The sequence below is a fragment of the Duganella sp. OV510 genome, assembly GCF_900100205.1.
In the GTDB taxonomy this organism is placed as follows: Bacteria; Pseudomonadota; Gammaproteobacteria; order Burkholderiales; family Burkholderiaceae_D; genus Rugamonas.
Genome location: NZ_FNEQ01000003.1, coordinates 98,247 through 124,042, shown reverse-complemented (window position 1 = coordinate 124,042; position 25,796 = coordinate 98,247). Strand labels below are relative to the sequence as shown.

Genomic DNA, 25,796 nt, shown 5'->3' with positions numbered 1-25,796 from the left:
TGCGGGGCGGGGCGCTACGCTAGGATGCGCTTCAGCCAGGCGCTGATGTGGTCGACTTCTTCCTGGCACAGCGAGTGCTGCATCGCGTATTCATGCCATTCGACGTTGTAGCCCCAGCCCACCAGCAGGTCGCGCGAGGCGGTGGCGCGGGCGATCGGGATCACCGGGTCCATGCGGCCGTGCACCAGGAAGATCGGCGTGGCCTTGCTTTCCGGCGTGTGTTCGGCGGCGGCCTTGTCGGCGATCGGCACGTAGCCGGACAGGCACATCAGGCCTGCCAGCGGGGTTTTCTGGCGCAGGCCGGTTTGCAGCGTCATCGCGCAGCCTTGCGAGAAGCCGGCCAGGATGATGCGTTCATTCGGGATGCCGCGCGCGTTTTCACGGGCGATCAGCGCTTCCACCTTCAGCTGCGAGGCGCGCAGGCCGGCTTCGTCTTCCTGGCGGCCGAGGTCGGTCACGGCGATGTCGTACCAGGCGCGCATCACATAGCCGCCGTTGATGGTGACCGGCATGGTTTCCGCGTTCGGGAAGATGAAGCGGATCGGCGGCAGGCCGGCCAGGTCGAGCTCGCGCAGCATCGGCACGAAGTCGTTGGCGTCGGCGCCCAGGCCGTGCATCCAGATGACGGCGACGCTCGGGTTGGCGCCGGTTTCTTTTTCGATGGTTTGCAGCAGGCTCATGCTTGTATTTATCCTTGCGCTTGGGGACGGATGGCGGATTTCGGGCGGAAGGCCTTGCACACGGCCGGCTCGGTTTCCATATAGGGACCGCCGATCAGGTCGATGCAGTAGGGCACGGCGGCAAAGATGCCGCCAACCAGCGTGTTGCCGTCGGCGTCCTTGAGGCCGCCCAGCGTTTCGGCGATGGCTTTCGGCTGGCCCGGCAGATTCAGGATCAGCGCGGCGTGGCCGTCGATTTCACGGATCACGGCGGTCTGGCGCGACAGGATGGCGGTTGGCACGAAGTGCAGGCTGATCTGGCGCATCTGTTCGCCGAAGCCGGGCATTTCCTTGCTGCCGACCGCCTTGGTGGCTTCCGGCGTGACGTCGCGGCGCGACGGGCCGGTGCCGCCGGTGGTCAGGATCAGGTGGCAGCGGGCGACGTCGGCCAGCTCGGTCAGCGTGGCTTCGATCTGCGGCTGCTCGTCGGCGATCAGCCGGGTTTCGACGCGGAACGGCGTGCTTAGCGCGCGCGCCAGCCAGTCCTGCAGCGCCGGCAGGCCCTGGTCCTGGTAGACGCCGCCGCTGGCGCGGTCGGAGATCGACACCAGGCCGACCAGCAGCGGCGCTTCGGCAGCGCCGGCCGGCGTGGCCTTACTCGTCATCTTCTTCGCTGTCGGCGTCAGCGTCGGCCTCGTCGGCGCCGGCGGCCTTGCGCTTGTCGGCTGCCAGCTGCTTGAGGATCTGGAAGATTTCGCGGTAGGCTTTCGGCGGCTTGTTCTCGGCCTGTTCCTTGCGGGCGTTGCGGATCAGCGTGCGCAGGTGCTGCACGTCCAGTTCCGGATGCTCGGACAGCAGCGCGGTCAGGGCGTTGTCGTCGGCCAGCAGTTTCTCGCGGCGGCGTTCCAGCGCGTGCATGGCCGAGGTTTCGGCCTTGGAGGCGCCTTTCCAGCCGTCGATGGCTTTCTGGATCAGCGCCACTTCGTTTTCATCCAGCGTGCGCATTTTCTTGCCGACAAACTGCATCTGGCGGCGGCGGCCTTCGTGGTTGGTGATTTTCTGGCATTCCAGGATGGCTTCCAGCACGTCTTCCGGCATCGGCACTTTTTTGACGCGGTCGCGCGGCGCCTCGACCAGCGCCTCGCCCAGCTTTTGCAGGGCGTTGGACTGGCGCTTGGCCTCGGATTTGGACGGGCGCTCGTATTCGTCTTCGAATTCGGCCGAGCTGAAGCCTACGCCGCCGGTGCTGCGGTTGGGATTTACCATAATATTAACTTTTCTGCGGGCGCTTGGCTGCGCCCTTAAACTGTAAACGACTGCTATGATAACTGTTTTAGCGCCCACCCGAAGAAAACAGCCCATGAGCAATACCCACTTTACCCACACCCAGGACCAGTTGAAGCAGCTCGCGCGTGATGTGCTGGGCTATGCCAAAGCCCAGGGCGGCACCGATTGCGCCGTCGAAATCAGCGAGGGCAGCGGCCTGTCGGTGTCGGTGCGCAAGAGCCAGATCGAGACCATCGAGCAGAACAAGGACAAGGGCATGGGCGTGACCGTGTTCATCGGCCAGCGGCGCGGCAATGCGTCGACCTCGGACTTTTCGCCGGCGGCGCTGCAAGCCACGGTCGAGGCGGCCTACAACATCGCGCGCTTCACCGCCGATGACGACTGCGCCGGCCTGGCCGATGCCGACCAGCTGGAGATGGATCCGCGCGATTTGCAGCTGTTCTATCCATGGGATATCTCGACCGCCGACGCGGTGGCGCTGGCGCAGCGCGCCGAGGCGGCGGCATTTGCCGTTGACCCGCGCGTGACCAATTCGGAAGGCGCCGGCGTGCACGTGCAGCAGTCGCATTTTGTCGCTGCCAATTCGCGCGGCTTTATCGGCGGTTATCCATTCTCGCGCCACACGCTGTCGGTGGCGCCGATTGCCGGCAAGGGCAAGCATATGCAGCGCGACGACTGGTATTCGTCGGTGCGTGACGCGTCGAAGATGTCGACGCCGGAGTCGATCGGCCGCTATGCGGCGGAACGCGCGCTGGCGCGCCTGAATGCGCGCAGCATCGATACCCGCACTTGCCCGGTACTGTTCGAGGCGCCGCTGGCGGCCGGCCTGCTGGGCGCGTTTGTGCAAGCCACGTCCGGCGGTGCGCTGTATCGCAAGTCGTCGTTCCTGCTGGATACGCTGGGCAAGCAGGTGTTGCCTGCCCACGTGCAGATTCATGAAGATCCGCATGTGATCGGCGGCGTTGGTTCGGCGCCATTCGACGAAGAGGGCGTGCGTACCGTCAAGCGCGATGTGGTCAAGGATGGCGTGGTGCAGGGCTATTTCCTGTCGACCTATTCGGCGCGCAAGCTGGGCATGAAGACCACCGGCAATGCCGGCGGCTCGCATAACCTGTCGCTGACGTCGACGCTGACCACGGCTGCCGATGATTTTGCCGGGATGTTGCGCAAGATGGGTACCGGCCTGCTGGTGACTGAGCTGATGGGCCAGGGCACCAATTATGTGACCGGCGATTATTCGCGCGGCGCGGCTGGTTACTGGGTGGAGAATGGCGTGATCCAGTATCCGGTGGAGGAGATCACCATCGCTGGCAATATGAAGGATATGCTGGCGCAGATCGTTGCGGTCGGCAATGATGTGCTGGTGCGCGGCACCAAGCAGACCGGCTCGATCCTGATCGAGAATATGGTGGTGGCCGGTTCTTAATCGGTGCTGCGGCGGGCGCGCCGTCGGCGGTTGATGCCGGGGTGACGCGCGGCGCCAGCGCGCAAGTCGCTGGCGTGCGTCCACGGTTCGCGGTAATTGCGGCGGACGCAGATGTCGCGCCAGGCGTTGCGCACGCTGCCACATACTTCTGTCGCCCACGAGCTGGGAGTGACTATTTTTCCGTCGGCCATCAGCAAGTTGCCCTCCACTTGCGCCATGTAGCCGTGGCCGCGATGGATGATGCGCAGCCTTGTGCCGTGCGGCAGGAACAGGTCTTTCCATTGGTAGCCGCGATCGGTCGGCTGGCCGTATTCTCGCGCCATCCATTCGCGTAGCGCGATCAGCATGATTTCCTCCTGCGAGCGCAGATCTTCGCGCTTACGCATCTGAAAATATAGCTCCATATATACAGGGTGGGTTGTGTCCATGGTGATTGCCTATTTCCGCCTATTTCTGCCTAAAGATTGCCTACATTTGTAACTGTTAGACCTTGCCGCTCATAGGGGAGTTCCACGTGAGAGCGAAAAAAAATAGGCATTCAATAGGCGAAAATAGGCAGAAATAGGCATCGACGGTGAAGGACAAACCCTATGTATATGCTCAGATACATAGCCTGCTGATTGGCTGGCCGCAGGCGATGAGGCGGCCGACGTCGGGATTGCTCAGGTATTCGAGGTGGGCAGCGTCGGGCCGCTCCAGCAGGCCCAGCCATGTCGGCGCGTTGGAGACCAGGATGTTGTAGACAGTGACGCCTTCCTGCGCGTACTTGCGCTCGTCGAGCGTGAACGACAGCAGATCGTTGGGATCGGTGAAGGCAAGCAGCGTCAGGTTGCGGTCCGGCGCGCGGCGCTGGTTGCCTTGGCGTTTGCGCAACAGCAGTTGCAGGCTGTCTGGCCGCGCTTCTGCCGTTGGAAGCAAAGGCTGATCGGCCAGCGACAGCAGCGGGATCTGATTGGCGGCCATCACCAGAAAGCGCATGCGGTCGATCGCCTGCATGGCCAGCTGTGGCGCTGGCGAATCTGCTGGTTCCTCCGTCATGCGCAGCAGCGTGTCGAACAGGATCTTGCTGCCCATGCTGTGCGAGATCACCACCAGCGGCGTCTCAGCCGGTGCGGCGGACATCACTTGCAGGATGGCCTCGCGCATGTGCCGCTGGATGCTATCGCGCGCCACACCCTGATAGATCAGCGCGTCCGGCAGGCAATCATCGATCAGATAATCCTTGAGGCGGGCGTTCAGCCGGGCGCGCTGGTAGGGATAGGGCGGAGTGCCGGCGCAGATGGCGGACTTGTCGCTTTGGTCGTAGCACAGCTGGCGCTTGAGGGCGGTGGTCAGCGGCGACCAGATCAGCGCGTCGAAGCGCAAGCGGCCGGCAGGCGTCTCCACGATGCTGGGCACGATTTCCACTGTGCCAGAGGCGGCGGCCTGAGCCGGGACCGGGCGCGCGGTGGCGTCGCGTACAGCCCGCGTGAGCTGCGGCACCACTTCGTTGGCCCAGCTGGCGTCGTGGGTGCAGATGCCGTGCACCAGCAGCACATCGGCCACGTGTGGCGAGGCCTGCGCGGCCAGATCGATCAGGCCGGGAAATTGGGCTGGTGGCAGTAAGGGCGGCCGGTAAGGCGTGCTGCAGGCGGGCAGCAGGGCGCAGAGCAGCAGCGCGGTGTACCTTGTGGCAAGGAAGGGATGCATGATGGACCTCCGGGTGCGGCGCGTGGATGCGCCGCCTGAGGTCCAGTGTATTTTTCCCTGCGGCAGCCACCTTGCGGCACCGCAGGGACTGGTGGCTTACTGTTGCGCCAGCAGCGATTGCAGCACAGGCTGCAGGATCGCCTTGCCCAGCTCGGCGGAGCGGGCGCCGTTCCAGCCGGTGTCCGGGTCCGGATCGTTGGCGTTGTCCTTGAACGGCATTTCCAGCGTCAGCGACAGGCAGCCGAAGGCGTGGGTGATGTGCGGCGAACCCATGGTCAGCGTTTCCGGCGTGTACGGTGTTTCGCCGTAGCCGAATTCGTCCTGGAAGTCCGGGCTGGCGATCAGGAAATTATCGATGAAGTACTGCTGCGCTTCCGCCTGATCCGGCGTGAAGTTGGGCAGCGACTCGCTGCCGGCCACGAACACGTAAGGCAGGCCCTCGTCGCCGTGGATGTCCAGGCACAGGTCGACGCCGGTTTCGTGCATCTTCTGCTTGACCAGGAACACTTCCGGGCTGCGTTCCATGGTCGGATTCAGCCACTCGCGGTTCAGGTTGGCGCCGGCAGCGTTGGTGCGCAGGTTGCCGCGCACCGAGCCGTCCGGGTTCATATTCGGCACCACGTAGAACACGGCTTCCTTCAGACACTGGCGGCCGAACGGATTGGCCGGATCGAGCAGCGCTTCGACGAAACCTTCGACAAACCACTCGGCCATCGTCTCGCCAGGGTGCTGGCGGGCGATGACCCAGACTTTCTGTTCCGCTTCCGGATCGCCGATGACCAGCATGTTCAGGTCGCGGCCGTCGATGGTGTTGCCCAGGTCTTCCAGCTTGACCAGCGGCGACAGCTGGGCGTTGTCCAGCAGCGCCAGATGGCGTTCCCACGAATACGGCTCGAAGTAAGCGTAGTAGACGCTGTCGTGCTCGGGCGTGTGGTTGATGGTCATGGTCTTGCCATCGTAGGAGGTCGGCACGCGGAACCAGCTGTCGCGGTCGTAGCTGGCGACGGCCTGGTAATCCTTCCAGCCGTCCGGGTAGGCGGCGCTGCCGGCGTTGAGGAAGTTCATCGTCAGCGGCGTGCCCTGCGCGCCCTGTACGCGGTAGTAGAACCACTGGGTGATGTCGGCGTGGGAATCCTTGCGGATGTTCAGGTCGATGGCGGCCGGATCGTCGGCGCGGACCACCTCGATGGCGCCAGCGTCGAACTGCTGGCTGATTTTGATAGGCATGGCGGAATCCTGGTGAATTCGATGGAAAGAGTCACTCGCGCTTGTGGCGCGGAGCCGACATGATACAGGCTTGTCCGCCGCACCGCGCGGATTTCCGCGTCACGCCGCCCGCCAGCGGCGCCGCAACGCGCTAGGCGAGGCCGCCGAAGCGGTCGAAGAAGGCGGCTTCGGCGGTGGGGGCGGCAGCGTCTTCGCGGCGCAGCGCGCTGTCGATGTGCTGCTCGGCGGCGGCGTAGACCAGCAGATAGATGGCGCGCGCCAGCTCGTAGGCGAGGGCGCCAGGCCACGGCGTCGGCAACAGCTCGACCGGCAACTGCGGATCGTGCAGCTGCACGCGGCGGTAGGCGTGCACCAGCAGCGTGCGCACCACAAAGGCTTTCTCAGGCGTCAGCGGCGCGTCGCAGGCGTGCTCAGCGGCCGAGGTGGCCGGCAGACCGCCGGCCACCTCGGCGGTGGCGTGCAGCGCCGCCAGCAGCGGCTGGAACTGGGCGATGAATCTGGTGTAGCCGTCGGCCACCGCCGCCACATCCCAGCCCTCGGCCACCAGGTCGCTGAGCGGGCGGGCGCTGACTTGACGCATCGCCTTGCCCTGCACCACAAACAGCTTGCCGGCCACGCCGAGACGGGTCAGCAGCTCGTCCAGCGCAGCGGCGTCGGCGGCCGGATGGCCCATGATGCCAGGCGCGATCACGCTATAACCTTCCCACAGCAGCTCCTTGCGCACGGCCGCCCGCTCGGCCGCGTTGAGCGCGCCGTCGCCGTTCAGCACCAGCGTCCAGCTGCCGTCCCAGTGCACATTCGGCGGCGCGTAGATGCGCCGGTAGGCGTGGACGAAGCGCGCCATCGCATCCGGCGTGATCGCATACGATGCGCGTCGGCCGTCGCGCTGCGCGCCCAGCCAGCCCTCCTGCGCCAGCCGGAACACCGAAGTGCGCAACAGCCGGTCGTTGACGCCAAACGGCGCCAGCAACTCGATCAGGCTGCCCAGCCAGACCATGCCGCCATGCGGCAAGATGGCGTCGCCAAATATGGTCACCAGCAGCGATTTCGAGCGCGGCGGGTCGCTGGCCAGGAATCCGGCTATCCAGTCGTTGCAATTCATAGGCGGCTTACTAAGCTGTACAAGGAAACAATAGTTTACTTTGCCGCGCGCCAAAATATTACGCGACGCATTAAAATAATATGACACAAGAAAACTGTAGCTAAATAAAAATACGTATCGTATTATGTGGAAAACGAGGAGACAGCCATGTACGCACAACTGGTGGATACCGGCCTCAAGCAAGTTCTCACGGCCGCCGACATGAGCGCCGACGAGCAGGCCTTCCAGGCCCGCATCGACGACGGCATCCGCATCGAGGCCAAGGACTGGATGCCGGAGGCTTACCGCAAGACGCTGATACGCCAGATCTCGCAGCACGCGCATTCGGAGATCGTCGGCCAGCTGCCCGAGGGCAATTGGGTCACGCGCGCGCCGACGCTGAAGCGCAAGTCCATCCTGCTGGCCAAGATCCAGGACGAGGCCGGCCACGGCCTGTACCTGTACAGCGCCGCCGAAACGCTGGGCGTGTCGCGCGACGAGCTGCTGGCGGCGCTGCACAGCGGCAAGGCCAAGTATTCCAGCATCTTCAATTACCCGACCCTCAGCTGGGCCGACATGGGCGCCATCGGCTGGCTGGTGGACGGCTCGGCCATCATCAACCAGATCCCGCTGTGCCGCTGCTCGTATGGCCCGTATGCGCGCGCCATGATCCGCGTGTGCAAGGAAGAATCGTTCCACGCGCGCCAGGGCTACGACATCATGCTGGCGCTGGCGCGCGGCACGCCGGCGCAGAAGGCCATGGCGCAGGATGCGCTGAACCGCTGGTGGTGGCCGTCGCTGATGATGTTCGGGCCGTCGGACGCCGAATCGGTCAACAGCGCGCAATCGGCGCAATGGCGCATCAAGCTGTTCTCCAACGACGAGCTGCGCCAGCGCATGGTCGACCAGACCGTGCCTCAGGCCGAGTACCTCGGCCTGACCGTGCCGGACCCGGACCTTCGCTGGAACGCCGACACCGGCCACTACGAGTTCGGCGCCATCGACTGGGCCGAATTCCATAACGTTTTGAAGGGCAACGGCCCGTGCAACCGCGAGCGCCTGCAAACCCGCGTCAAGGCCTGGGATGACGGCGAATGGTTCCGCGACGCGCTGGTTGCCCACGCCGACAAACACCGCGCCGCCGCATAAAGGAGACAAGCATGAGCAAGGAATGGCCATTGTGGGAAATCTTCATCCGCAGCCAGCACGGGCTGGCGCACAAGCATGTCGGCAGCCTGCACGCGCCGGACGCCGGGATGGCGGTGAATAACGCGCGCGATGTCTACACGCGGCGCAACGAAGGCGTCAGCATCTGGGTGGTGCGCGCGGCCGACATCGTCGCCAGCAGCCCGGCCGACAAAGGTGCGCTGTTCGAGCCGTCCAACAGCAAGGTGTACCGCCACCCGACCTTCTTCCCGATGCCGGAAGAAGTCAAGAACCTGTAAGGAACGCGCCATGGACCACAAAGTCAATTACCTGCTGCGCCTGGGCGACAACGCCCTGATCCTCAGCCAGCAGCTGTCGCAATGGTGCGGCAAGGGCCCGGCGCTGGAGGAAGACATGGCGCTGACCAACGTCGCGCTCGACCTGCTGGGGCAGACGCGCCTGTGGTACGAATACGCGTCCGAGCTGGAGGGGGCGGGCCGCGACGAGGACGCGCTGGCCTATCTGCGCGACGCCCACGATTTCAAGAACTGCCTGCTGCTGGAACAGCCGAACGGCAATTACGCCGACACGCTGGTGCGCCAGTTCTACTTCGACACCTGGCACTACTTCCTGATCGATGGCCTGACGCGCAGCAGCGACGCGCGCATCGCCGCCATCGCCGAGAAATCGCTGAAGGAAGTCACCTACCACCTGCGCCGCAGCGGCGACCTGATCGTGCGGCTGGGCGACGGCACGGAACTGAGCCACGCACGCACGCAGGCGGCGGTGGACGCACTGTGGATGTATAGCGGCGAGGTGTTTGCGTATGACGCGGTGGACGAGGCCATGGTCGCCGCCGGCGTCGCGCCGGATGCCGCCGAACTGCGCGCGCAGTGGCTGGCGCATGTGGCGGAGATTCTGGCCGAAGCCACGCTGACCGTGCCGCCGGCCGATGCCTGGATGCAGAAGGGTGGCAAGCAAGGCCGCCACAGCGAGCATCTTGGCTACATCCTGGCCGAGATGCAGTTCCTGCAGCGCGCCTATCCTGGCGCGGTCTGGTAACAGCGAGCCGCCATGAAAGCCGCCGCCATCACCGCCATCGCCGCCCCGGCCACCATCGCCCCGGCTGCCGACGTCATCCCGGCGAAAGCCGGAGCCCATGCCGCGCAAATATGGACCTGGCTGGGCGACATCCCAGATCCCGAAATCCCGGTCATCAGCATCGTCGACCTGGGCATCGTGCGCGACGTGCGCGTGGCTGCCGACGGCGCATGCGAGGTCACCATCACGCCGACGTACTCCGGCTGCCCGGCCATGCAGGTCATCGCCGATGCCATCACCGAAGCGCTGCACGCACACGGCGTCAAGCAAGTGCGCCTGCATAACCAGATCTCGCCCGCCTGGACCACTGACTGGATGAGCGACGCCGGCAAGGCTGCGCTGAAAGGCTACGGCATCGCCCCGCCGGCGCAGCAGGTGATCGACATCAGTGGTCTGCGGGCGCCGGCGGGAGCGGCTGCACGGCGTGGCGCCGCCCGCGCAGAGAACGCGGCCGGCGCGCCTGGCGGCGCCGCCACCGCCACCGCTACCGTCGCAGCCGCAGCCGCAGCCATCTCGCGCCGTGTGCGGCCCGTGCTGACGGTCGCCTGTCCGCGCTGCGGCTCGCGGCACACGGAAATCACCAGCCAGTTCGGCTCCACGCCCTGCAAGGCGCTGTACAAATGCCTGGACTGCCGCGAACCGTTCGACTACTTCAAGTGCCACTAAACGCCATGAGCAAATTCCACCCGCTGACCATCGCCCACGTGCGCCACGAAACCCGCGACACCATCGCCGTCACCTTCACCGTGCCGGCCGAACTGCGCGACAGCTTCCAGTACCAGCAAGGCCAGCACCTGACACTGCGCGCGCAGATCGGCGATGAAGACGTGCGCCGCTCCTACTCGATCTGCTCCGCCGTGCAGGACAGCGCGCTGCGCGTCGCCATCAAGCGCACGCAGGGCGGGCTATTCTCCTGCTGGGCCAACGACACCCTGCAAGCCGGCCACACCATCGACGTCATGCCACCGATGGGCCACTTCAACGTGCCGCTGGACGCCGCCAACCGCAAGCACTACCTGGCCTTTGCCGCCGGCAGCGGCATCACGCCGATCCTGTCGATCATCAAGACCACGCTGGCTGCCGAACCGCATAGCAGCTTCACGCTCTTTTACGGCAACCGTGCCTCGTCGTCGGTGATCTTCAAGGAAGAACTGTCCGACCTGAAGGACGTCTACCTGGAGCGCCTGAAGATCGCCTACGTCATGAGCCGCGAGCAGCAGGACATCGAACTGTTCAACGGCCGCATCACCAAGGACAAGGCCGCGCAGTTCCTCAAATACTGGGTGCGCGCCGAAGACATCGACACCGCCTTCATCTGCGGCCCGGAAGACATGATGCTCGGCGTTTCGGAAGCGCTGCAGGAAGCCGGCATGCCCAAGGCCAGCATCAAGGCTGAACTGTTCGCCGCCAGTATCCCGAAGCACGCGCATCAGCCGCGCACAAGCGCTGCAGCCAGCGCCACGCACCAGCACACCGAAGTCACCGTCATCATGGACGGCAACGCCGCCAGTTTCAGCATGGAGCAGGACAAGGAATCGCTGCTGGACGCCGGCCTGCGCGCCGGCCTCGACATGCGCTACTCCTGCAAGGGCGGCGTGTGCTCGACCTGCCGCTGCAAAGTCATCGAAGGCAAGGTCGACATGGACGTCAACTACGCGCTGGAAGACTACGAGATCGCGCGCGGCTATGTGCTGAGCTGCCAGAGCTTCCCCACCACCGCCAAAGTCGTCATCGACTTCGATCAGGCGGAATAAAAACGGAGACACCATGGACTACCAGAACATCCTGTTCGACATCAGCGACGGCATCGCCACGCTGACGCTCAACCGCCCGGATAAGCTGAACAGCTTCACGCAAGCCATGCACGAGGAAGTGCGCCACGCGCTGCGTCGCACCGCCACGGCAGCCGGCGACGGCACGGCGCGCGTGCTGGTGCTGACCGGCGCCGGGCGCGGCTTCTGCGCCGGCCAGGACCTGTCCGACCGGACGGTGGAGCCGGGTGAGTGGTCGGTCGACCTGGGTGACTCGGTGGAAAAGAATTACGCGCCGCTGGTGCAATCGCTGCGCGCCTTGCCGCTGCCGGTGATCGGCGCCATCAACGGCGTGGCGGCTGGTGCCGGCGCCAATATCGCGCTGGCCTGCGACATCGTGCTGGCGACGAAATCGGCCAGCTTCGTCGAAGTATTCTGCAAGCTTGGCCTGATCCCCGACACCGGCGGCACCTACTTCCTGCCACGCCTGGTCGGCAGCGCACGCGCCATGGGGCTGGCGCTGCTGGGCGAAAAGCTGACGGCCGACAAGGCCGAAGCCTGGGGCCTGATCTGGAAGGCCATCGCCGACGAAGACTTCGCCGCCGAAGTGCAGGCGATGGCAGGCCACTTCGCCAGCGCGCCGACCAAAGGACTGGCCTTCACCAAGCAAGCCTTGCACGCCAGCGCGCACAACAGCCTGCAACAGCAACTGGCGCTGGAATGCGGCATGATGAGCGAACTGGGTCGGAGCGACGATTACCGCGAAGGCGTGGCCGCCTTCATGGAAAAGCGTGCACCGCAGTTCAAGGGGCGTTGAGATGGCGGCCCTGCATATTGATCGGTTGGTTGCCGTCATCGGCAGCGGCGCCATGGGCGCTGGCATCGCCCAGGTGGCGGCGGTGGCCGGCTACACGGTGCGGCTGTACGACACGCGTGCCGACGCCGTCGCCAAGGCGATCTCCGATATCGCGGCCGCGTTCAACAAGCTGGTCGCCAAAGGGCGCATGGATGCCGTAGATTGCGCCGCCGCTATCGCGCGTCTACAGGCTGCCGTCACGCCGGCCGATGTGGCCGATGCCGGACTGGTGGTGGAAGCCATCGTCGAGAACCTGGAGGCCAAGCGCGGGCTGTTCGCGCAGCTTGAGACGATCGTCGCGGACGACTGCATCCTGGCCACAAATACCTCGTCGATTTCGGTCACCGCCATCGGCGCTGGCCTGCGCGTGCCGGGCCGGCTGGTGGGCATGCACTTCTTCAATCCGGTGCCGCTGATGGCCTTGTGCGAAGTGGTTAGCGGGCTGGCCACCGATGCCGCCGTGGCGCAGACTGTGTACGATACCGCTGCCGCTTGGGGCAAGAATGCGGTGCATGCCAAATCGACGCCGGGTTTTATCGTCAACCGGCTGGCAAGGCCGTTCTATGCCGAGGGCTGGCGGCTGCTGAACGAACAGGCGGCCGATGCGGCCACCATCGATGCGGTGATGCGCGAGGCGGGCGGTTTCCGCATGGGGCCATTCGAGTTGATGGACTTGATCGGGCATGACGTCAACTTCGCTGTCACGCAATCGGTCTTCAATGCGTATTTTGGCGATCCGCGTTTCACGCCGTCGGTGCAGCAGCAGGAGCTGGTCAATGCCGGCTTCCTTGGCCGCAAGGCGGGGCGCGGCGTTTATCGTTACGGTGACGCGCCAGCCGCCGGTGTGAGCGGCGCCGGCCATGCCGACGCGGGCCAGCCGGCGGAGAAAGTGGAAAAGGCGGAGAAGGCGGAGAAGGCGGAGAAGGCGGAGACGCCGCCTGTTGGCGGCGCGGCGTGGGCGTTCTGCGAGGCGCCGCAAGCGAAGCCGGAGTACGTCAGCTATACGACTGAGCAGGGCACGGCGTCGCAAGCTGTTGGCGGCGCGCTGGCGGATTCCCTGGCGGCGCGGCTGCGCGCGGCCGGCATCGCGATCTCGCATCGCACGATGCCGGAGACCTTCCGACACGCCGGCCCGCACGACGATGCACCGGCCTTCCACTGCAACGGCGCCGCCGTCTATCTGACCGATGGCCGCAGCGCCACCCAGCGCGCGCGTGACAACAACCACCAGGATACGGTGCTGTTCGACCTCGCACTGGACTACGGCAGCGCCAGGCGCATCGCCATCGCCCGCAGCGACCAATGCTCGATGGCGGCGTATGACGCCGTGGTCGGCCTGCTGCAAGCGGCCAGCTTCGTGGTCACGCGGCTGGACGACTTGCCCGGCATGGCGGTCATGCGCACTGTCGCGATGCTGGCCAACGAGGCGGCCGACGCGGTTAATCAAGGCGTCTGCAGCGCAGCGGCAGCCGATATCGCAATGCAGAAAGGCGTCAACTACCCACGCGGCCCGCTGGCGTGGGCGGACGCTGTCGGCATCGAGCATATTGTGCGTGTGCTAGGCAACCTGGCGGCCAGCTATGGCGAGGAGCGCTACCGCGTGTCGCCGCTGTTGCGCCGCAAGCAGGCCAGTGAAGGGCGCTTCCATGAATAAGCTGAATGACGCGGTTGACGGCGTGCTGACGCATCACGCTGCCCCCGTACGCCACGCAGGCGCTTCGGCGGTCGCCGCGCAGAGCGAGCTACCGGGCGATGCGGCGACGCGTGCGTTCGATGCGGCTCCGGGCGGCAGAGCGGCAACGCCACTGGTGCACCATACCGATCCGCAGGCGTTGGCGGAGGCGGTGGGTGCGGCAATGTATGCGCGCGATCCGGCCTCGCAGTCGCTGGGCATCACGCTCGACGCCATTGCGCCCGGCCGCGCGCGCATGTCGATGCCGGTACGTGCCGACATGCTGAACGGCCACGCCACCTGTCACGGCGGCTTCATCTTCACTTTGGCCGACAGCGCCTTCGCTTTTGCCTGCAACAGCCATAACCACGTTACCGTGGGGGCCGGGTGCACCATCGACTATCTGTCGCCGGGCCGTGAAGGCGATGTGCTGACCGCCACCGCCACCGAACAGACGCTGGCCGGCAAGACCGGGATCTACGACGTCCAGGTCAGCAACCAGGACGGCCGCGTAATCGCTGTGTTCCGCGGCAAATCGCACCGCATCAGCGGCGAAGTCATCTAAGGAGGAGACACCCGATGGTCCAACGCAGCCCCGCGCCAGCCGACCTGGAAGCGATAGAATGCGCCAGCCGCGACGAACTGCAAGCGCTGCAACTGCAACGCATGCAATGGTCGCTGCGGCACGCCTACGAGAACGTGCCGCACTACCGCGCCGCCTTTGACGCCGCCGGCGTGCATCCGGACGACCTGCGCACGCTGGCCGACCTGGCCAAATTCCCCTTCACCACCAAGAAGGAGCTGCGCGACAACTATCCCTTCGGCCTGTTCGCCGTGCCGCAGGACCGCGTGGTGCGCGTGCACGCGTCGAGCGGAACCACCGGCAAGCCAACGGTAGTCGGCTATACGCAGAGCGACATCGATACCTGGGCCAACGTGGTGGCGCGCTCGATCCGTGCCGCCGGCGGACGGCGCGGCGACATGGTGCACATCTCCTACGGCTACGGCCTGTTCACCGGCGGCCTGGGTGCGCACTATGGCGCCGAGCGGCTCGGCTGCACGGTGGTGCCGATGTCCGGCGGCCAGACCGAAAAGCAGGTGCAGCTGATCCAGGATTTCAAGCCCTCCATCATCATGGTAACGCCGTCGTATATGCTCAACATCATCGAGGAATTCCAGCGTCAGGGACTGGATGCGGCGGCCAGCTCGCTCAAGGTCGGCATCTTCGGCGCCGAACCGTGGACCGACGCCATGCGCGCCGAGATAGAGCAGCGCGCCGGCATCGATGCGGTCGACATCTACGGCCTGTCGGAAGTGATGGGTCCTGGCGTCGCCAGCGAGTGCATCGAGAGCAAGGACGGCCCGGTGATCTGGGAAGACCACTTCTACCCGGAGATCATCGATCCCGAAACCGGCGAAGTGCTGCCGGACGGCGAGGAGGGCGAGCTGGTATTCACTTCGCTCAGCAAGGAAGCGCTGCCCATCGTCCGCTACCGCACGCGCGACCTGACACGTCTGCTGCCGCCGACCTCGCGCAGCATGCGCCGCATCGGCAAGATCACTGGCCGCTCGGATGACATGCTGATTATCCGTGGCGTCAACGTCTTCCCGACGCAGATCGAAGAACTGATCTGCAAGATGCCTGCGCTGTCGCCGCAGTACCAGCTGGTGGTCACACGTGACGGCCACCTGGACCAGCTGGAGGTACTGGCCGAGTTGAGGCCCGAGACGGCGGCCGTTGACAGCGCAGCGCTGGCGCGCGAACTGGAACAGCGCATCAAGACCCATGTCGGCGTCAGCACCAGGGTGACACTGCTGCCGCCCAACGGCATCGAGCGTACGCTGACCGGCAAGGCCCGCCGCGTGGTCGACAAGCGCCCGAAAAACTAAAGGAGACACTGTGAACGAAGCCTATATCTGCGACGCCATCCGCACCCCCTTCGGCCGCTACGGCGGCGCGCTGGCAGGCGTGCGTACCGACGATCTGGCGGCGCTGCCGATCGCCGCGCTGGTCGCGCGCAATCCCGGCGTCGACTGGGCGCGTGTCGATGATGTCTACTACGGCTGCGCCAATCAGGCGGGCGAGGATAACCGCAATGTCGCGCGTATGGCGGCGCTGCTGGCCGGCTTGCCGGTCGATGTCCCGGCCAGCACCATCAACCGCTTATGCGGCTCGTCGCTGGATGCGGTGGGCATGGCGGCGCGCGCCATCAAGTCAGGCGAGGCACAGCTGGTGATTGCCGGCGGCGTCGAGAGCATGACGCGCGCGCCTTTCGTCATGGGCAAGGCCGACAGCGCCTTCTCGCGCACGGCCAAAATCGAGGACACCACGATAGGCTGGCGCTTCGTCAATCCCTTGATGAAGGCAGCGCATGGCATCGACTCGATGCCGGAGACGGCCGAAAACGTCGCCCAGGAATTCGGCATCAGCCGCGCCGACCAGGATGCGTTTGCGCTGCGTAGCCAGCAGCGCTGGGCGTCTGCCCATGCGGCCGGCGTGTTCCGCGACGAGATCGTGCCCGTGACACTGCCGCCCGCGCGCCGCGCCGCCGCGCCGCAAGTGGTCGATACCGACGAACATCCGCGCCCGGACACTACGCTGGAATCACTCGCCAAACTGAAGGGTGTGGTGCGTCCGGACGGCACGGTCACCGCCGGCAACGCTTCCGGCGTCAATGACGGCGCCTGTGCGGTGCTGCTGGCCTCCGCGCAAGCGGCAGAACAATACGGCCTGCGCAAGCGCGCTCGCGTGCTGGGTATGGCGACCGCCGGCCTGGCGCCGCGCATCATGGGCTTCGGTCCGGCGCCGGCGTCGAAGAAAGTGCTGGCGCAACTGGGCCTGTCGATTGCCGACATGGATGTCATTGAATTGAACGAAGCCTTTGCTGCGCAAGGGCTGGCAGTGACGCGCGAACTCGGACTGGCCGACGACGCGCCACACGTCAATCCGAACGGCGGCGCCATCGCCATCGGCCATCCGCTGGGCGCTTCGGGCGTGCGCCTGGTGCTGGCGGCACTGCACCAGTTGGAGCGCACTGGCGGCCGCTATGCGCTGTGCACCATGTGCATCGGCGTCGGCCAGGGTATCGCGCTGGTGATCGAAAGGGTATAGACATGGTCAAGGTCTATGAAATCAATGGCGTCACGCCGGTGGTTGATCCCACCGCGTATGTGCACCCGAGCGCGGTGCTGATCGGCGACGTGATCGTCGGGCCGCGCTGCTATATCGGCCCGCTGGCCGCGCTGCGCGGCGACTTCGGCCGGCTGATCCTGGAGGAGGGCGCCAACTTGCAGGACACCTGCGTGATGCATGGCTTCCCCGGCTGCGACACGGTGGTCGAGCGCGATGGTCACATCGGCCACGGCGCCGTGCTGCATGGCTGCCGTATCGGCCGCAACGCGCTGGTCGGCATGAACAGCGTCATCATGGACAATGCGGTGGTCGGCGCCGACAGCATCGTCGCCGCCATGAGCTTCGTCCGCGCCGGCATGGAGATACCGCCGCGCAGCCTGGCGATGGGATCACCGGCCAAAGTGGCGCGCGCGTTGAACGATGACGAAATCGCCTGGAAGTCCGGCGGCACCGCGCAATACCAGGAACTGGCAGTGCGCTCGATGCAGACCATGCGCGAAACCGAAGCGCTGGCCGCACCGGAGCCGGACCGCAAACGCATCGAATGGGACAGCGCGCTGCCGCTGCATCTGCACAAGAACGCCGGCGCCTAGCCGGCCCGCCCCGCTGCGCCGCCGGCCGGCCCGCTTCAACCAACCATCACGGAGACCGCACAATGCTTCAACCAACTCTGCAAAGCCTGATCGCCGGCCGCTGGATCGGCAGCGAGGCCGCCACGCCGCTGCACAGCGCCCTGACCAACGCTATCATCTATCACACGCATGCCGACCGCATCGACTTCGACGAGGCTGTCACCTACGCCCGCAAGACCGGCGTACCGGCGCTGATGCAGCTGAACTTCCAGCAGCGCGCGCAACGCCTGAAGGCATTGGCGCTGTATCTGCTGGAGCGCAAGGAAGAGCTATACACCATCTCGCACCAGACCGGCGCCACCCGCGCCGACAGCTGGGTCGACATCGAAGGCGGCACCGGCACACTGTTCGCCTACGCCAGCATGGGCAGCCGCGAATTGCCGTCGTCGAATGTGCTGCACGAAGGCCCGGCGATGGCGCTTGGCAAAGGCGGCGGTTTTGCCGGCACCCACATCCTGGTGCCACGCGGCGGGCTGGCGGTGCACATCAACGCTTTCAATTTCCCGATCTGGGGCCTGCTGGAGAAATTCGCCCCGAGCTTCCTGGCCGCCATGCCGTGCATCGGCAAACCAGCCAGCGCCACCAGCTACCTGACCGAAGCGCTGGTGCGCATGATGCACGAATCCGGCCTGCTGCCGGAAGGCGCGCTGCAACTGGTGATCGGCAGCACCGGCGATCTGCTGGATCGCCTGGGCGGCGCCGACGTGGTGACATTCACCGGCTCGGCCGATACGGCCGCCAAGCTGCGCAGCAACCGCAACCTGATCGCCAACTCGGTGCCGTTCACCGCCGAAGCGGATTCGCTGAACTGCGCCATTCTGGCGCCGGACGTCACGCCGGACAACGTAGAGTTCGATTTGTTCGTCAAAGAAGTGGCGCGTGAGATGACCGGCAAGGCCGGGCAGAAGTGCACCGCCATCCGCCGCATCATCGTGCCCGAGAATATGGTCGATGCGGTGGGCACGCGGCTGCGCGAGCGGCTGGCGAAAGTCACTATCGGCGATCCATCGGTGGAAGGCGTGCGCATGGGCGCACTGGCTTCGCGCGATCAGCAGCGCGATGTCGCCGAACGCGTCGAGCAACTGGCGCGCGGCAACGAGGTACTGTTTAGCGCCCGCGATGGCTTCAAGCCTGTGGGCGAGGGCGTGGCCGACGGTGCCTTCTTCGCGCCGACACTGCTGCTGTGCCGCGACGGCCTGCACAACGACGCGGTGCACGATGTCGAAGCGTTTGGCCCGGTCAGCACCATCATCAGCTACAAGGGCATCGATGAAGCGCTGGCGCTGGCCGCGCGTGGCAAAGGCTCGCTGGTATCGACGCTGGTGACAAAAGAGCCGGCCATCGCCGCCTATGCCGTGCCGATGGCGGCCGCCTCGCATGGCCGCGTGCTGGTGCTGGACCGCGTCGCGGCGGTCGATTCCACCGGCCACGGCTCGCCTTTGCCGCAACTGAAGCATGGCGGGCCTGGACGCGCCGGCGGCGGCGAGGAACTGGGCGGCATCCGCGCGGTGCGGCACTTCCTGCAGCGCGCGGCGGTGCAAGGTTCGCCGACCATGCTGGCTGCTGTGACGGGCGAATACGTGCGCGGCGCGGCGGTGCAGGAAAGCGAAGTGCATCCGTTCCGCAAACACTTCGAAGACCTGGCCATCGGCGACTCGCTGCTGACGCACCGCCGCACCATCAGCGAGGCGGACATCGTCAACTTCGGCGGCGTTTCGGGCGACTACTTCTACATGCATTTCGACGAAGTGGCGGCGAGGGACACGCAATTCGGCCAGCGCATCGCGCACGGCTACTTCGTGCTGTCGGCGGCAGCGGGCCTGTTCGTTTCGCCGGCGCCCGGCCCGGTGCTGGCCAATTATGGCCTCGACAATCTGCGCTTTATCGCACCGGTGGCGATCGGCGACACCATCCGCGCGCGCCTGACCTGCAAGCGCAAGGTCGACCGCAACCGCACCGACGACAAGGGCGTCGGCCAGGGCGTAGTCGCCTGGGACGTACAAATCACCAATCAGCGTGACGAACTGGTGGCCAGCTACGACATCCTCACCCTCGTGATAAAACGCACATAAACATCGGGGTCAGTGCCGACATTCGGACATTTCGTTATCGAAATGTCCGAATGTCGGCACTGACCGCGAATTTTTTAACGCTTCAGGCCGAACGGGTCGTCGATGCTGTGGGCTGGTTCGGTGAACCACTTCGGACCGTTTTCGGTCATGTAGAAGTGGTCTTCGTGGCGCACGCCGAACTCGCCGGGGATGCAGATCATCGGTTCGTTGGAGAAGCACATGCCGACGTCCAGTGGCGTTTTGTTGCCGCCGACCAGGTAAGGCCATTCGTGGATGTCGAGGCCGATGCCGTGACCGGTGCGGTGCGGCAGGCCAGGTAGCTTGTAGCCGGGGCCGAAGCCATCGGCTTCCAGTGAACGGCGGGCGGCGGCGTCCACTGCTTCGCACGGTACGCCCAGCTGGGCGGCGGCAAAGGCGGCGGCTTGCGCTTTCTTCTCGCTGTTCCACACGGAGCGCTGGCGCTCGCTGATCGGGCCGTAGACGTAGGTGCGGGTGATGTCGGAGATGTAGTTGTGCAGCTTGCAGCCGGTGTCGATCAGCACCGTGTCGCCGGCCTTCAGCGTCTGCACGTAGCTGACGCCGTGCGGGTAGGCGGTGGCTTCGCCAAACAGCACGATGACGAAATACGAGCCGGCCGCCGCACCGACCTTGCGGTGCGCGCGGTCGATGAACTCTTCCACTTCCTTGGTGGTGATGCCTTCGCGCAGCATGCTGGCGGTGGCGACGTGCACCGCCATGGTCATGTCCTTGGCGCGTTGCATCAGGGCGATTTCGGCAGCCGACTTGCGCGTGCGGCAGTGGGCGGTGACCTTGCTGGCATTCTCCAGTGCGTAGCCGTCGGCCAGCGGGTGGATGCCGTCGAAGATGAAGAAGGCGGCGCTCTCGCAGATGCCGACGCGCGGCGGCTGTGCCGGATTCGGCGCGATGCCGAGGCGTTTCAGCACAACGATGAACAGCGCGTACGGGCTTTCATGTTCGTCCCAGCAGTTGACGTGGCCGTCGACCAGCATGAAGTCCTTCAGCGTACTCTCTTCAAAGCCCGGTGCAATGTATTCGACCTGGCCTTGCGCCGGCAGGATGGCGCCGACCATGCGCTCGCTGGCGTGCCATTTGGTGCCGGTGAAGTAGGTCAGGTTGGCGCCGGCGTTGATATAGATGGCGGCGATGCCCTGCGCCTGCATATACGTCTGCGCACGGGCGATGCGCGCCAGGTGCTCGTCCTTGCCGATCGGGACCGCGCCTGCGGTCATGTCCGACAGGGAGGCCAGTGCTTGTTCGATAGTCTTTCCGCCTATGGTCATTTTTATATCCTGATGGTGAGCTGCGTCGAGCCTTCGATGATAGCAGGTCACGCATCAGGCGGCGATGATCATTTGGTCAGCAGGCTGACCTGGTCGAGCACGAAGGAGGTCTGCCTGGAACGGTCTTCGCGCATGGCGAAGCTGAGCGTGACGGTCTGGCCCTTGAACAGCAGCAGATCGAAGTTATGCAGCTGGTAGCCAGCGGCCGGCGTCAGATTGGTGTAGGTGGCCAGCGTGGCCAGTACAGGCGCGGTGCTGCCGGACGCGCGCAGCGTTACCGTCAGCGTGTCGTAGACGGTGTTGCTGATTTCGGCGGTGTCGATGTGCAGCGCGAAGCTGAGTTGCACGCTGCTGGCGTTGGCGGGGATCTGCACCTGCTGCGTCAGCGTGGCGCTGCTGCGGCGGCCGTTGCCGCCCAGCCAGGCGAAGCGCGTGCCTTCATATGGCGTTTGGCCGCTGCGCGCGCCGATCACGCTGGTGTTGCCGCGCCAGCCGGTGACGCCGTTTTCAAAACCGCCATTGCTGATCCGCTCGACCGCGTCGCCACCGCCGCCACCGCCACCGCCACCGCCACCACTTTCTTCATCGATGTCGGCGCCGACGTTGATGGCGGCGTAGGCGCGCTGCACGGCGATGGCTTCCTTCGACGTGGCGCCATACAGCTCCTGCGCTGATTGCAGCACCTTGTTGCGTGCGTCGGCGTAGTTGGTGGCCGAGGTGAACTTGGTGGTCAGCGCCTTGAACCAGATGCGGTAGGCCTTGTCGTTGCCGATGCCGGTCATCGCGGCCGGCGTGCGCGTCAGGAAGGGGCTGTGGTATTCGCCAGCCGGATCGGCCTTGGAGCCTTGCGACAGGAAGTAGTACATGCGGTTGTTCGGGCCGCTGGAATAGTGGACGTCGAGGTTTTTCAGGTTGGCGTTCCAGGCATCCGGGCTGCTGCCGTCCTTGCTGGGCTTGAACATCCAGCGCAGCGGCTGGCCGCTCTTGCTGATCTCCTTGCCAACCATCCAGTCGTTGCCGGCGCCGGGGATCAGCGGGCCGGCGCCGCCGTTGCGGGCATAGGCTTCGACCATTTCGCCGCCGATGTCGGAGGCCGATTCATTCAGCCCGCCGGATTCGCCGGCGTAAATCAGGTCCGCCGTGGCGGCAGTGACGCCGTGCGACATTTCGTGGCCGATGACATCGACCGCCCCCAGGCTGGTGAAGCTGTTGCCGTCGCCGATGTACATGCACTGGCAGCTGTCGTCGTAGAAGGCGTTGTCGTAGGCGGTGCCGATGTGGGCGGCGATATAGGTGGCGGTGTTGTTGCCGTCCAGCGATTGCCAGCCCAGCACGTTCTTGTTGGTATCGTAGGTGTTCATCAGTCCCCACAGCGCGTTGACGGCAGCGGTCTGGCCGTTGGCGGTGGTGGTGCCGCCGCCGTTGTATTGCTGGCCGTCGCCCCAGGTGTTGCTGCTGTTGGTGTAGATGTTGCCGGGATCGGGGCTGTTGGGCGAGCTGTGGTTGGCGTTGGTGATGGCCATGGCGCCGTGGCGGCCGCCGGTGCCGCGCGCGCTGTCCAGCATCTGGAAGCCGCCGCTGGTGGCCGAGGTGCTGATCGGCACCACGCCGTTGTACTGGCTGTTGCCGCTGCCGATCACCGTTTGCAGCGCCGGCCATTGGGTGATGATGTCGCCATTGTGGGCGTTGACCACCACATCGTAGTAGATCAGCTTGCCGTCCTGCGCCATGCGCAGCTTGACCAGGTAGGCCAGCTCGTAGCGGTCCACCACTTCTTCGAGGTCGAGCGCGTTCAGTTGTTCGTCCGGCTTGCTGATGGCGTTGACGCTGCGCACGGTTTTCATGATCGGGTAGATCAGCAGTTCGGCGCGTGGCGGCCAGCGGTGGCTGGCGGCGGGGGCGACGTGTTGCACGGCGACGCGGATGGCGTCATCGCTGGCCAGTGTCGGCGTCAGGTCGGCTGGCGTGGGCGGCGTGGCTGGCGCCGGGCGCGGTGCGGAAGTGGGCGGGGTGGCGGGCACGGATGGTGTCGCGGGAGCCGGCGGTGTGGCGGACGACGGCGGCGGGATCGGCACCGATGGCGTGGCGGGAGCTGGCGAGGTGGCTGGTGCAGGCGTCGCTGGCGCGGGGGGCGGGGCCGGGGCAGGTGGCACGGCCCGCTCTGGCATGGGCCTTGGTTCGCCGCCGCAGGGCATGCAGGTGCCCGGTGCGCTGGCGGGGCGGCGGTCGGCGCTGGCGACGCTGAGGATCTCGCCGGCGCTGTCGGTGACCACCACCGATTCCGAGCCGAACACGCGCAGGTTGCGGTAGGTGTGCTGGGCGCGGACGATCTTCTGTCCGACCAGGCCGGGATGCTGGCTGCTGATGCGGAAGCTGTATTCGGCGGTCAGGCCGGCGCGCGCGTCCAGCGCGACCAGGCGTGCCACCAGCGTGGCGTCTTGCTGCGGCGTGGCCGGCGCCACCGGAGCGGACATCAGCTGGACAGCGCTGGCGTGCAGCGCGGCAAGCGCCAGGCAGGCGGCGAGCAGGGGTGTGCGTGGGTTCATGTCATCCTCCTGTGGTAGATGACTTCACGCTAAACGCTGCGGTGGACGCGGTTCTGTGCCAGATCAATAAGCGGACAGATCGGCGCCGCCGCAGCGGCAGGAGCTTACTTCAGTTGCTCGCGTACACGGACGATGGCTTGGCGCACCTGGTTGGGCGCGGTGCCGCCGACGTGGTCGCGCGCGGCCACCGAGCCTTCCAGCGTCAGCACGGCAAACACGTCGTCGTCGATCAGCGTCGAGTAGGCGCGCAATTGCTCCAGCGACATGTCGGCCAGGTCGATCTTCAGGTCGTCGCAGCCGCGCACCGCGTGTGCCACCGCTTCGTGGGCGTCGCGGAACGGCAGGCCTTTCTTGACCAGGTAGTCGGCCAGGTCGGTGGCGGTGGCGTAGCCTTGCAGCGCGGCGGCGCGCATATTGTCCGGCTTGACGGTGATGCCGCCGGCCATGTCGGCAAAGATGCGCAGCGTGTCGACCAGCGTGTCGACCGTGTCGAACAGCGGCTCTTTGTCTTCCTGGTTGTCCTTGTTGTAGGCCAGCGGCTGGCCTTTCATCAGGGTCAGCAGGCCCATCAGGTGGCCGAACACGCGGCCGGTCTTGCCGCGTGCCAGTTCCGGCACGTCCGGGTTTTTCTTTTGCGGCATGATCGACGAGCCGGTGCAGAAGCGGTCGGCGATGTCGATGAAGCCGACGCGAGGGCTCATCCAGATGATCAGCTCTTCCGACATGCGCGACACGTGCATCATCACCAGCGAGGCGGCGGCGGTGAATTCGATGGCGAAGTCGCGGTCGGACACGGCGTCCAGCGAGTTGTGGCAGACGTCGTCGAAGCCCAGCGTTTTGGCCACGCGCACGCGGTCGATCGGGAAGGTGGTGCCGGCCAGCGCGGCAGCGCCCAGCGGCAGGCGGTTGACGCGCTTGCGGGCATCGGCCATGCGCTCGGCGTCGCGGCCGAACATTTCAACATAGGCCAGCATGTGGTGGCCGAAGGTGATCGGCTGCGCCACCTGCATGTGGGTGAAGCCCGGCAGGATGGTGTCGGCATTCTTTTCGGCCAGGTCGGTCAGCGCGCCGCGCAGCGCCTGCAGCAGCTGCAGCACGTCGTCGATGGCGCTGCGCACGTACAGGCGGATGTCGGTGGCCACCTGGTCGTTGCGCGAGCGGCCGGTGTGCAGGCGCTTGCCGGCGTCGCCGACCAGCTCGGTCAGGCGTTTTTCGATGTTCAGGTGGACGTCTTCCAGGTCGAGCAGCCATTCGAAGCTGCCGGCGTCGATTTCGGCGCTGATCTGCGCCATGCCGCGTTCGATGTCGGCGCGGTCCTGCGCGCTGATGATGCCTTGCGCGGCCAGCATTTCGGCGTGCGCCAGCGAGCCCTGGATGTCGGCCTTGGCCAGGCGCTTGTCGAAGAATACCGAGGCGGTGTAGCGTTTGACGAGGTCCGAGACCGGTTCGCTGAAGCGGGCCGACCAGGCTTCGGCTTTTTTGGAGAATTGTGAAGTCATAGTCAAATAAGGGAGGGTCGCTGAAGATCAACAGAGATTATAAACCGCAAGCTGCCCTAAAATACGTCAACATTATCTTTATGACTACGGAAAACATGGCTCAATTGCATATCAGCACCGATCCGGCGCTGCTCGACCTTACCTTGATTCATCAATTTTTGTCGGAGCGCTCGACCTGGGCGTTGGGGATACCGCGCGCCACCGTGGAGCGGGCGATCGCCAATTCCTTGTGTTTTGGCGCCTATCTGGACGGTCGGCAGGTGGGCTTTGCGCGCGTCACCACCGACCGCGCGACGTTTGCCTACCTGGCCGATGTGTTTGTGTTGGAGGCGGAGCGCGGCAAAGGCGTCAGCAAGGGGCTGATGGCGGCGGTGCTGGCGCATCCGGAGTTGCAAGGGCTGCGTCGCTTCATGCTGGCCACCAGTGACGCGCATGCGCTGTACGCCCGCTACGGCTTCACGCCGCCGGCCCGCCCGGCGACGCTGATGGAGCGTTATTTTCCGAATATTTATGCGAACTGATAATCGCTGGCAGTGTCGATGCGTCGGCGATCCAGCTGGCGTATTCGTCGCGCGTCATGCCGAGAAATTCGTGTAGCGCTTGATTGCCGGGGGCGTCATGCCACTGGTCGATGTAGTCGTCAATGTCCTCCAGCGAAGCTTGGCGTGACAGGCATTTCTGAACAAAGTTAGACATCGATTTTCCTCCCCGGAACGGC

25 protein-coding genes are annotated in these 25,796 nt (G+C 65.5%); 14 read left to right on the top strand and 11 right to left on the bottom strand.

Annotation, left to right across the window (positions count from 1 at the left end; genetic code table 11):
* Positions 1–14: 14 nt before the first annotated feature.
* The 3 genes from BLS51_RS10400 to yjgA are packed head-to-tail and all read right to left on the bottom strand — an operon-like array spanning position 15 to position 1,925.
* Complete coding sequence (locus tag BLS51_RS10400; RefSeq protein ID WP_090183059.1) at positions 15–680, bottom strand: alpha/beta hydrolase; 666 nt, start codon at positions 678–680, stop codon at positions 15–17.
* An 8-nt stretch (positions 681–688) separates the two neighbouring features.
* Positions 689–1,324, bottom strand: a complete 636-nt coding sequence (gene mog, locus BLS51_RS10395; RefSeq protein ID WP_090183062.1) for a molybdopterin adenylyltransferase — start codon at positions 1,322–1,324, stop codon at positions 689–691.
* Positions 1,314–1,925 carry a ribosome biogenesis factor YjgA gene (yjgA, locus tag BLS51_RS10390; protein ID WP_090183065.1) on the bottom strand — a complete coding sequence of 204 codons (612 nt, stop codon included), beginning with the start codon at positions 1,923–1,925 and terminating at the stop codon, positions 1,314–1,316. The genes mog and yjgA overlap by 11 nt, the downstream gene beginning before the upstream one ends.
* Positions 1,926–2,019: 94 nt before the next feature.
* Between yjgA and pmbA the strand changes: the two genes are divergently transcribed.
* The gene (gene pmbA / locus BLS51_RS10385) at positions 2,020–3,372 is read left to right on the top strand and encodes a metalloprotease PmbA (RefSeq protein ID WP_090183067.1); all 1,353 of its coding nucleotides are present in this window, start codon (positions 2,020–2,022) and stop codon (positions 3,370–3,372) included.
* Here pmbA and BLS51_RS10380 read toward each other — a convergent pair.
* The 4 genes from BLS51_RS10380 to BLS51_RS10365 all read right to left on the bottom strand — a co-directional run bounded on the left by BLS51_RS10380 (position 3,369) and on the right by BLS51_RS10365 (position 7,390).
* Positions 3,369–3,758 (bottom strand): hypothetical protein, encoded by a 390-nt coding sequence (locus tag BLS51_RS10380; protein ID WP_139168686.1) that lies wholly within the window; start codon positions 3,756–3,758, stop codon positions 3,369–3,371. The two genes, pmbA and BLS51_RS10380, sit on opposite strands and share 4 nt — an antisense overlap.
* 214 nt (positions 3,759–3,972) lie before the next feature.
* Positions 3,973–5,061, bottom strand: a complete 1,089-nt coding sequence (locus tag BLS51_RS10375) for a hypothetical protein (RefSeq protein WP_090183072.1) — start codon at positions 5,059–5,061, stop codon at positions 3,973–3,975.
* Between the two features lie 96 nt (positions 5,062–5,157).
* Positions 5,158–6,288: a M14 family metallopeptidase gene (locus BLS51_RS10370; RefSeq protein ID WP_090183075.1), complete on the bottom strand. Its 1,131-nt coding sequence runs from the start codon at positions 6,286–6,288 to the stop codon at positions 5,158–5,160.
* 130 nt (positions 6,289–6,418) lie between these two features.
* Complete coding sequence (locus BLS51_RS10365) at positions 6,419–7,390, bottom strand: PaaX family transcriptional regulator (protein ID WP_090183079.1); 972 nt, start codon at positions 7,388–7,390, stop codon at positions 6,419–6,421.
* Between the two features lie 147 nt (positions 7,391–7,537).
* Between BLS51_RS10365 and paaA the strand changes: the two genes are divergently transcribed.
* The 12 genes from paaA to paaZ all read left to right on the top strand — a co-directional run bounded on the left by paaA (position 7,538) and on the right by paaZ (position 19,732).
* Positions 7,538–8,518, top strand: a complete 981-nt coding sequence (paaA, locus tag BLS51_RS10360; protein WP_090183081.1) for a 1,2-phenylacetyl-CoA epoxidase subunit PaaA — start codon at positions 7,538–7,540, stop codon at positions 8,516–8,518.
* A gap of 11 nt (positions 8,519–8,529) precedes the next feature.
* Positions 8,530–8,814, top strand: coding sequence for a 1,2-phenylacetyl-CoA epoxidase subunit PaaB (gene paaB, locus BLS51_RS10355; protein WP_090183082.1), 285 nt, complete (start codon positions 8,530–8,532; stop codon positions 8,812–8,814).
* A 10-nt stretch (positions 8,815–8,824) separates the two neighbouring features.
* On the top strand, positions 8,825–9,577 hold the full coding sequence (paaC, locus tag BLS51_RS10350; RefSeq protein WP_090183085.1) for a 1,2-phenylacetyl-CoA epoxidase subunit PaaC: 753 nt from the start codon (positions 8,825–8,827) through the stop codon (positions 9,575–9,577).
* Positions 9,578–9,589: 12 nt separating this feature from the next.
* Complete coding sequence (paaD, locus tag BLS51_RS10345; protein WP_090183086.1) at positions 9,590–10,282, top strand: 1,2-phenylacetyl-CoA epoxidase subunit PaaD; 693 nt, start codon at positions 9,590–9,592, stop codon at positions 10,280–10,282.
* A gap of 5 nt (positions 10,283–10,287) precedes the next feature.
* Positions 10,288–11,370 (top strand): 1,2-phenylacetyl-CoA epoxidase subunit PaaE, encoded by a 1,083-nt coding sequence (gene paaE, locus BLS51_RS10340; RefSeq protein ID WP_090183088.1) that lies wholly within the window; start codon positions 10,288–10,290, stop codon positions 11,368–11,370.
* Between the two features lie 13 nt (positions 11,371–11,383).
* Entirely contained in the window at positions 11,384–12,184 is an 801-nt protein-coding gene (gene paaG, locus BLS51_RS10335) for a 2-(1,2-epoxy-1,2-dihydrophenyl)acetyl-CoA isomerase PaaG (protein WP_090183091.1), read from the top strand.
* 1 nt (position 12,185) lies between these two features.
* A complete protein-coding gene (locus BLS51_RS10330; protein ID WP_090183092.1) occupies positions 12,186–13,877 on the top strand; it encodes a 3-hydroxyacyl-CoA dehydrogenase in 1,692 nt (563 codons plus the stop codon).
* 151 nt (positions 13,878–14,028) lie between these two features.
* The gene (gene paaI / locus BLS51_RS10325) at positions 14,029–14,460 is read left to right on the top strand and encodes a hydroxyphenylacetyl-CoA thioesterase PaaI (protein WP_255369060.1); all 432 of its coding nucleotides are present in this window, start codon (positions 14,029–14,031) and stop codon (positions 14,458–14,460) included.
* A 14-nt stretch (positions 14,461–14,474) separates the two neighbouring features.
* A complete protein-coding gene (gene paaK / locus BLS51_RS10320; RefSeq protein WP_090183094.1) occupies positions 14,475–15,785 on the top strand; it encodes a phenylacetate--CoA ligase PaaK in 1,311 nt (436 codons plus the stop codon).
* 10 nt (positions 15,786–15,795) lie between these two features.
* Entirely contained in the window at positions 15,796–17,007 is a 1,212-nt protein-coding gene (gene pcaF, locus BLS51_RS10315; protein ID WP_090183097.1) for a 3-oxoadipyl-CoA thiolase, read from the top strand.
* A gap of 2 nt (positions 17,008–17,009) precedes the next feature.
* Positions 17,010–17,621, top strand: a complete 612-nt coding sequence (locus BLS51_RS10310) for a phenylacetic acid degradation protein PaaY (RefSeq protein WP_090183099.1) — start codon at positions 17,010–17,012, stop codon at positions 17,619–17,621.
* A gap of 62 nt (positions 17,622–17,683) precedes the next feature.
* Positions 17,684–19,732 (top strand): phenylacetic acid degradation bifunctional protein PaaZ, encoded by a 2,049-nt coding sequence (gene paaZ, locus BLS51_RS10305; RefSeq protein WP_090183101.1) that lies wholly within the window; start codon positions 17,684–17,686, stop codon positions 19,730–19,732.
* A 74-nt stretch (positions 19,733–19,806) separates the two neighbouring features.
* On the opposite strand, the gene BLS51_RS10300 is transcribed toward paaZ, so the two are convergent.
* The 3 genes from BLS51_RS10300 to argH all read right to left on the bottom strand — a co-directional run bounded on the left by BLS51_RS10300 (position 19,807) and on the right by argH (position 25,078).
* Positions 19,807–21,033, bottom strand: a complete 1,227-nt coding sequence (locus BLS51_RS10300; protein WP_090183104.1) for a M24 family metallopeptidase — start codon at positions 21,031–21,033, stop codon at positions 19,807–19,809.
* Between the two features lie 68 nt (positions 21,034–21,101).
* The gene (locus tag BLS51_RS10295; RefSeq protein WP_090183108.1) at positions 21,102–23,579 is read right to left on the bottom strand and encodes a M4 family metallopeptidase; all 2,478 of its coding nucleotides are present in this window, start codon (positions 23,577–23,579) and stop codon (positions 21,102–21,104) included.
* Positions 23,580–23,683: 104 nt separating this feature from the next.
* Positions 23,684–25,078 (bottom strand): argininosuccinate lyase, encoded by a 1,395-nt coding sequence (gene argH / locus BLS51_RS10290; RefSeq protein WP_090183111.1) that lies wholly within the window; start codon positions 25,076–25,078, stop codon positions 23,684–23,686.
* A gap of 95 nt (positions 25,079–25,173) precedes the next feature.
* On the opposite strand from argH, the gene BLS51_RS10285 reads away from it, so the two are divergent.
* On the top strand, positions 25,174–25,599 hold the full coding sequence (locus BLS51_RS10285; protein WP_229207548.1) for a GNAT family N-acetyltransferase: 426 nt from the start codon (positions 25,174–25,176) through the stop codon (positions 25,597–25,599).
* Here BLS51_RS10285 and BLS51_RS29300 read toward each other — a convergent pair.
* Complete coding sequence (locus BLS51_RS29300) at positions 25,535–25,774, bottom strand: hypothetical protein (protein WP_139168685.1); 240 nt, start codon at positions 25,772–25,774, stop codon at positions 25,535–25,537. The genes BLS51_RS10285 and BLS51_RS29300 overlap by 65 nt on opposite strands.
* Positions 25,775–25,796: the final 22 nt, after the last annotated feature.

Coding starts and splice junctions, on each gene's coding strand:
- paaK (WP_090183094.1), top strand. CDS start 14,475: ATGGTCCAACGCAGCCCCGCGCCAGCCGACCTGGAAGCGATAGAATGC.
- paaG (WP_090183091.1), top strand. CDS start 11,384: ATGGACTACCAGAACATCCTGTTCGACATCAGCGACGGCATCGCCACG.
- mog (WP_090183062.1), bottom strand. CDS start 1,324: ATGACGAGTAAGGCCACGCCGGCCGGCGCTGCCGAAGCGCCGCTGCTG.
- pmbA (WP_090183067.1), top strand. CDS start 2,020: ATGAGCAATACCCACTTTACCCACACCCAGGACCAGTTGAAGCAGCTC.
- BLS51_RS10330 (WP_090183092.1), top strand. CDS start 12,186: ATGGCGGCCCTGCATATTGATCGGTTGGTTGCCGTCATCGGCAGCGGC.
- paaE (WP_090183088.1), top strand. CDS start 10,288: ATGAGCAAATTCCACCCGCTGACCATCGCCCACGTGCGCCACGAAACC.
- BLS51_RS10295 (WP_090183108.1), bottom strand. CDS start 23,579: ATGAACCCACGCACACCCCTGCTCGCCGCCTGCCTGGCGCTTGCCGCG.
- BLS51_RS10365 (WP_090183079.1), bottom strand. CDS start 7,390: ATGAATTGCAACGACTGGATAGCCGGATTCCTGGCCAGCGACCCGCCG.
- BLS51_RS29300 (WP_139168685.1), bottom strand. CDS start 25,774: ATGTCTAACTTTGTTCAGAAATGCCTGTCACGCCAAGCTTCGCTGGAG.
- paaA (WP_090183081.1), top strand. CDS start 7,538: ATGTACGCACAACTGGTGGATACCGGCCTCAAGCAAGTTCTCACGGCC.
- paaC (WP_090183085.1), top strand. CDS start 8,825: ATGGACCACAAAGTCAATTACCTGCTGCGCCTGGGCGACAACGCCCTG.
- BLS51_RS10300 (WP_090183104.1), bottom strand. CDS start 21,033: ATGACCATAGGCGGAAAGACTATCGAACAAGCACTGGCCTCCCTGTCG.
- paaD (WP_090183086.1), top strand. CDS start 9,590: ATGAAAGCCGCCGCCATCACCGCCATCGCCGCCCCGGCCACCATCGCC.
- BLS51_RS10310 (WP_090183099.1), top strand. CDS start 17,010: ATGGTCAAGGTCTATGAAATCAATGGCGTCACGCCGGTGGTTGATCCC.
- paaB (WP_090183082.1), top strand. CDS start 8,530: ATGAGCAAGGAATGGCCATTGTGGGAAATCTTCATCCGCAGCCAGCAC.
- BLS51_RS10370 (WP_090183075.1), bottom strand. CDS start 6,288: ATGCCTATCAAAATCAGCCAGCAGTTCGACGCTGGCGCCATCGAGGTG.
- BLS51_RS10285 (WP_229207548.1), top strand. CDS start 25,174: ATGGCTCAATTGCATATCAGCACCGATCCGGCGCTGCTCGACCTTACC.
- BLS51_RS10400 (WP_090183059.1), bottom strand. CDS start 680: ATGAGCCTGCTGCAAACCATCGAAAAAGAAACCGGCGCCAACCCGAGC.
- BLS51_RS10375 (WP_090183072.1), bottom strand. CDS start 5,061: ATGCATCCCTTCCTTGCCACAAGGTACACCGCGCTGCTGCTCTGCGCC.
- yjgA (WP_090183065.1), bottom strand. CDS start 1,925: ATGGTAAATCCCAACCGCAGCACCGGCGGCGTAGGCTTCAGCTCGGCC.
- argH (WP_090183111.1), bottom strand. CDS start 25,078: ATGACTTCACAATTCTCCAAAAAAGCCGAAGCCTGGTCGGCCCGCTTC.
- BLS51_RS10380 (WP_139168686.1), bottom strand. CDS start 3,758: ATGCGTAAGCGCGAAGATCTGCGCTCGCAGGAGGAAATCATGCTGATC.
- paaZ (WP_090183101.1), top strand. CDS start 17,684: ATGCTTCAACCAACTCTGCAAAGCCTGATCGCCGGCCGCTGGATCGGC.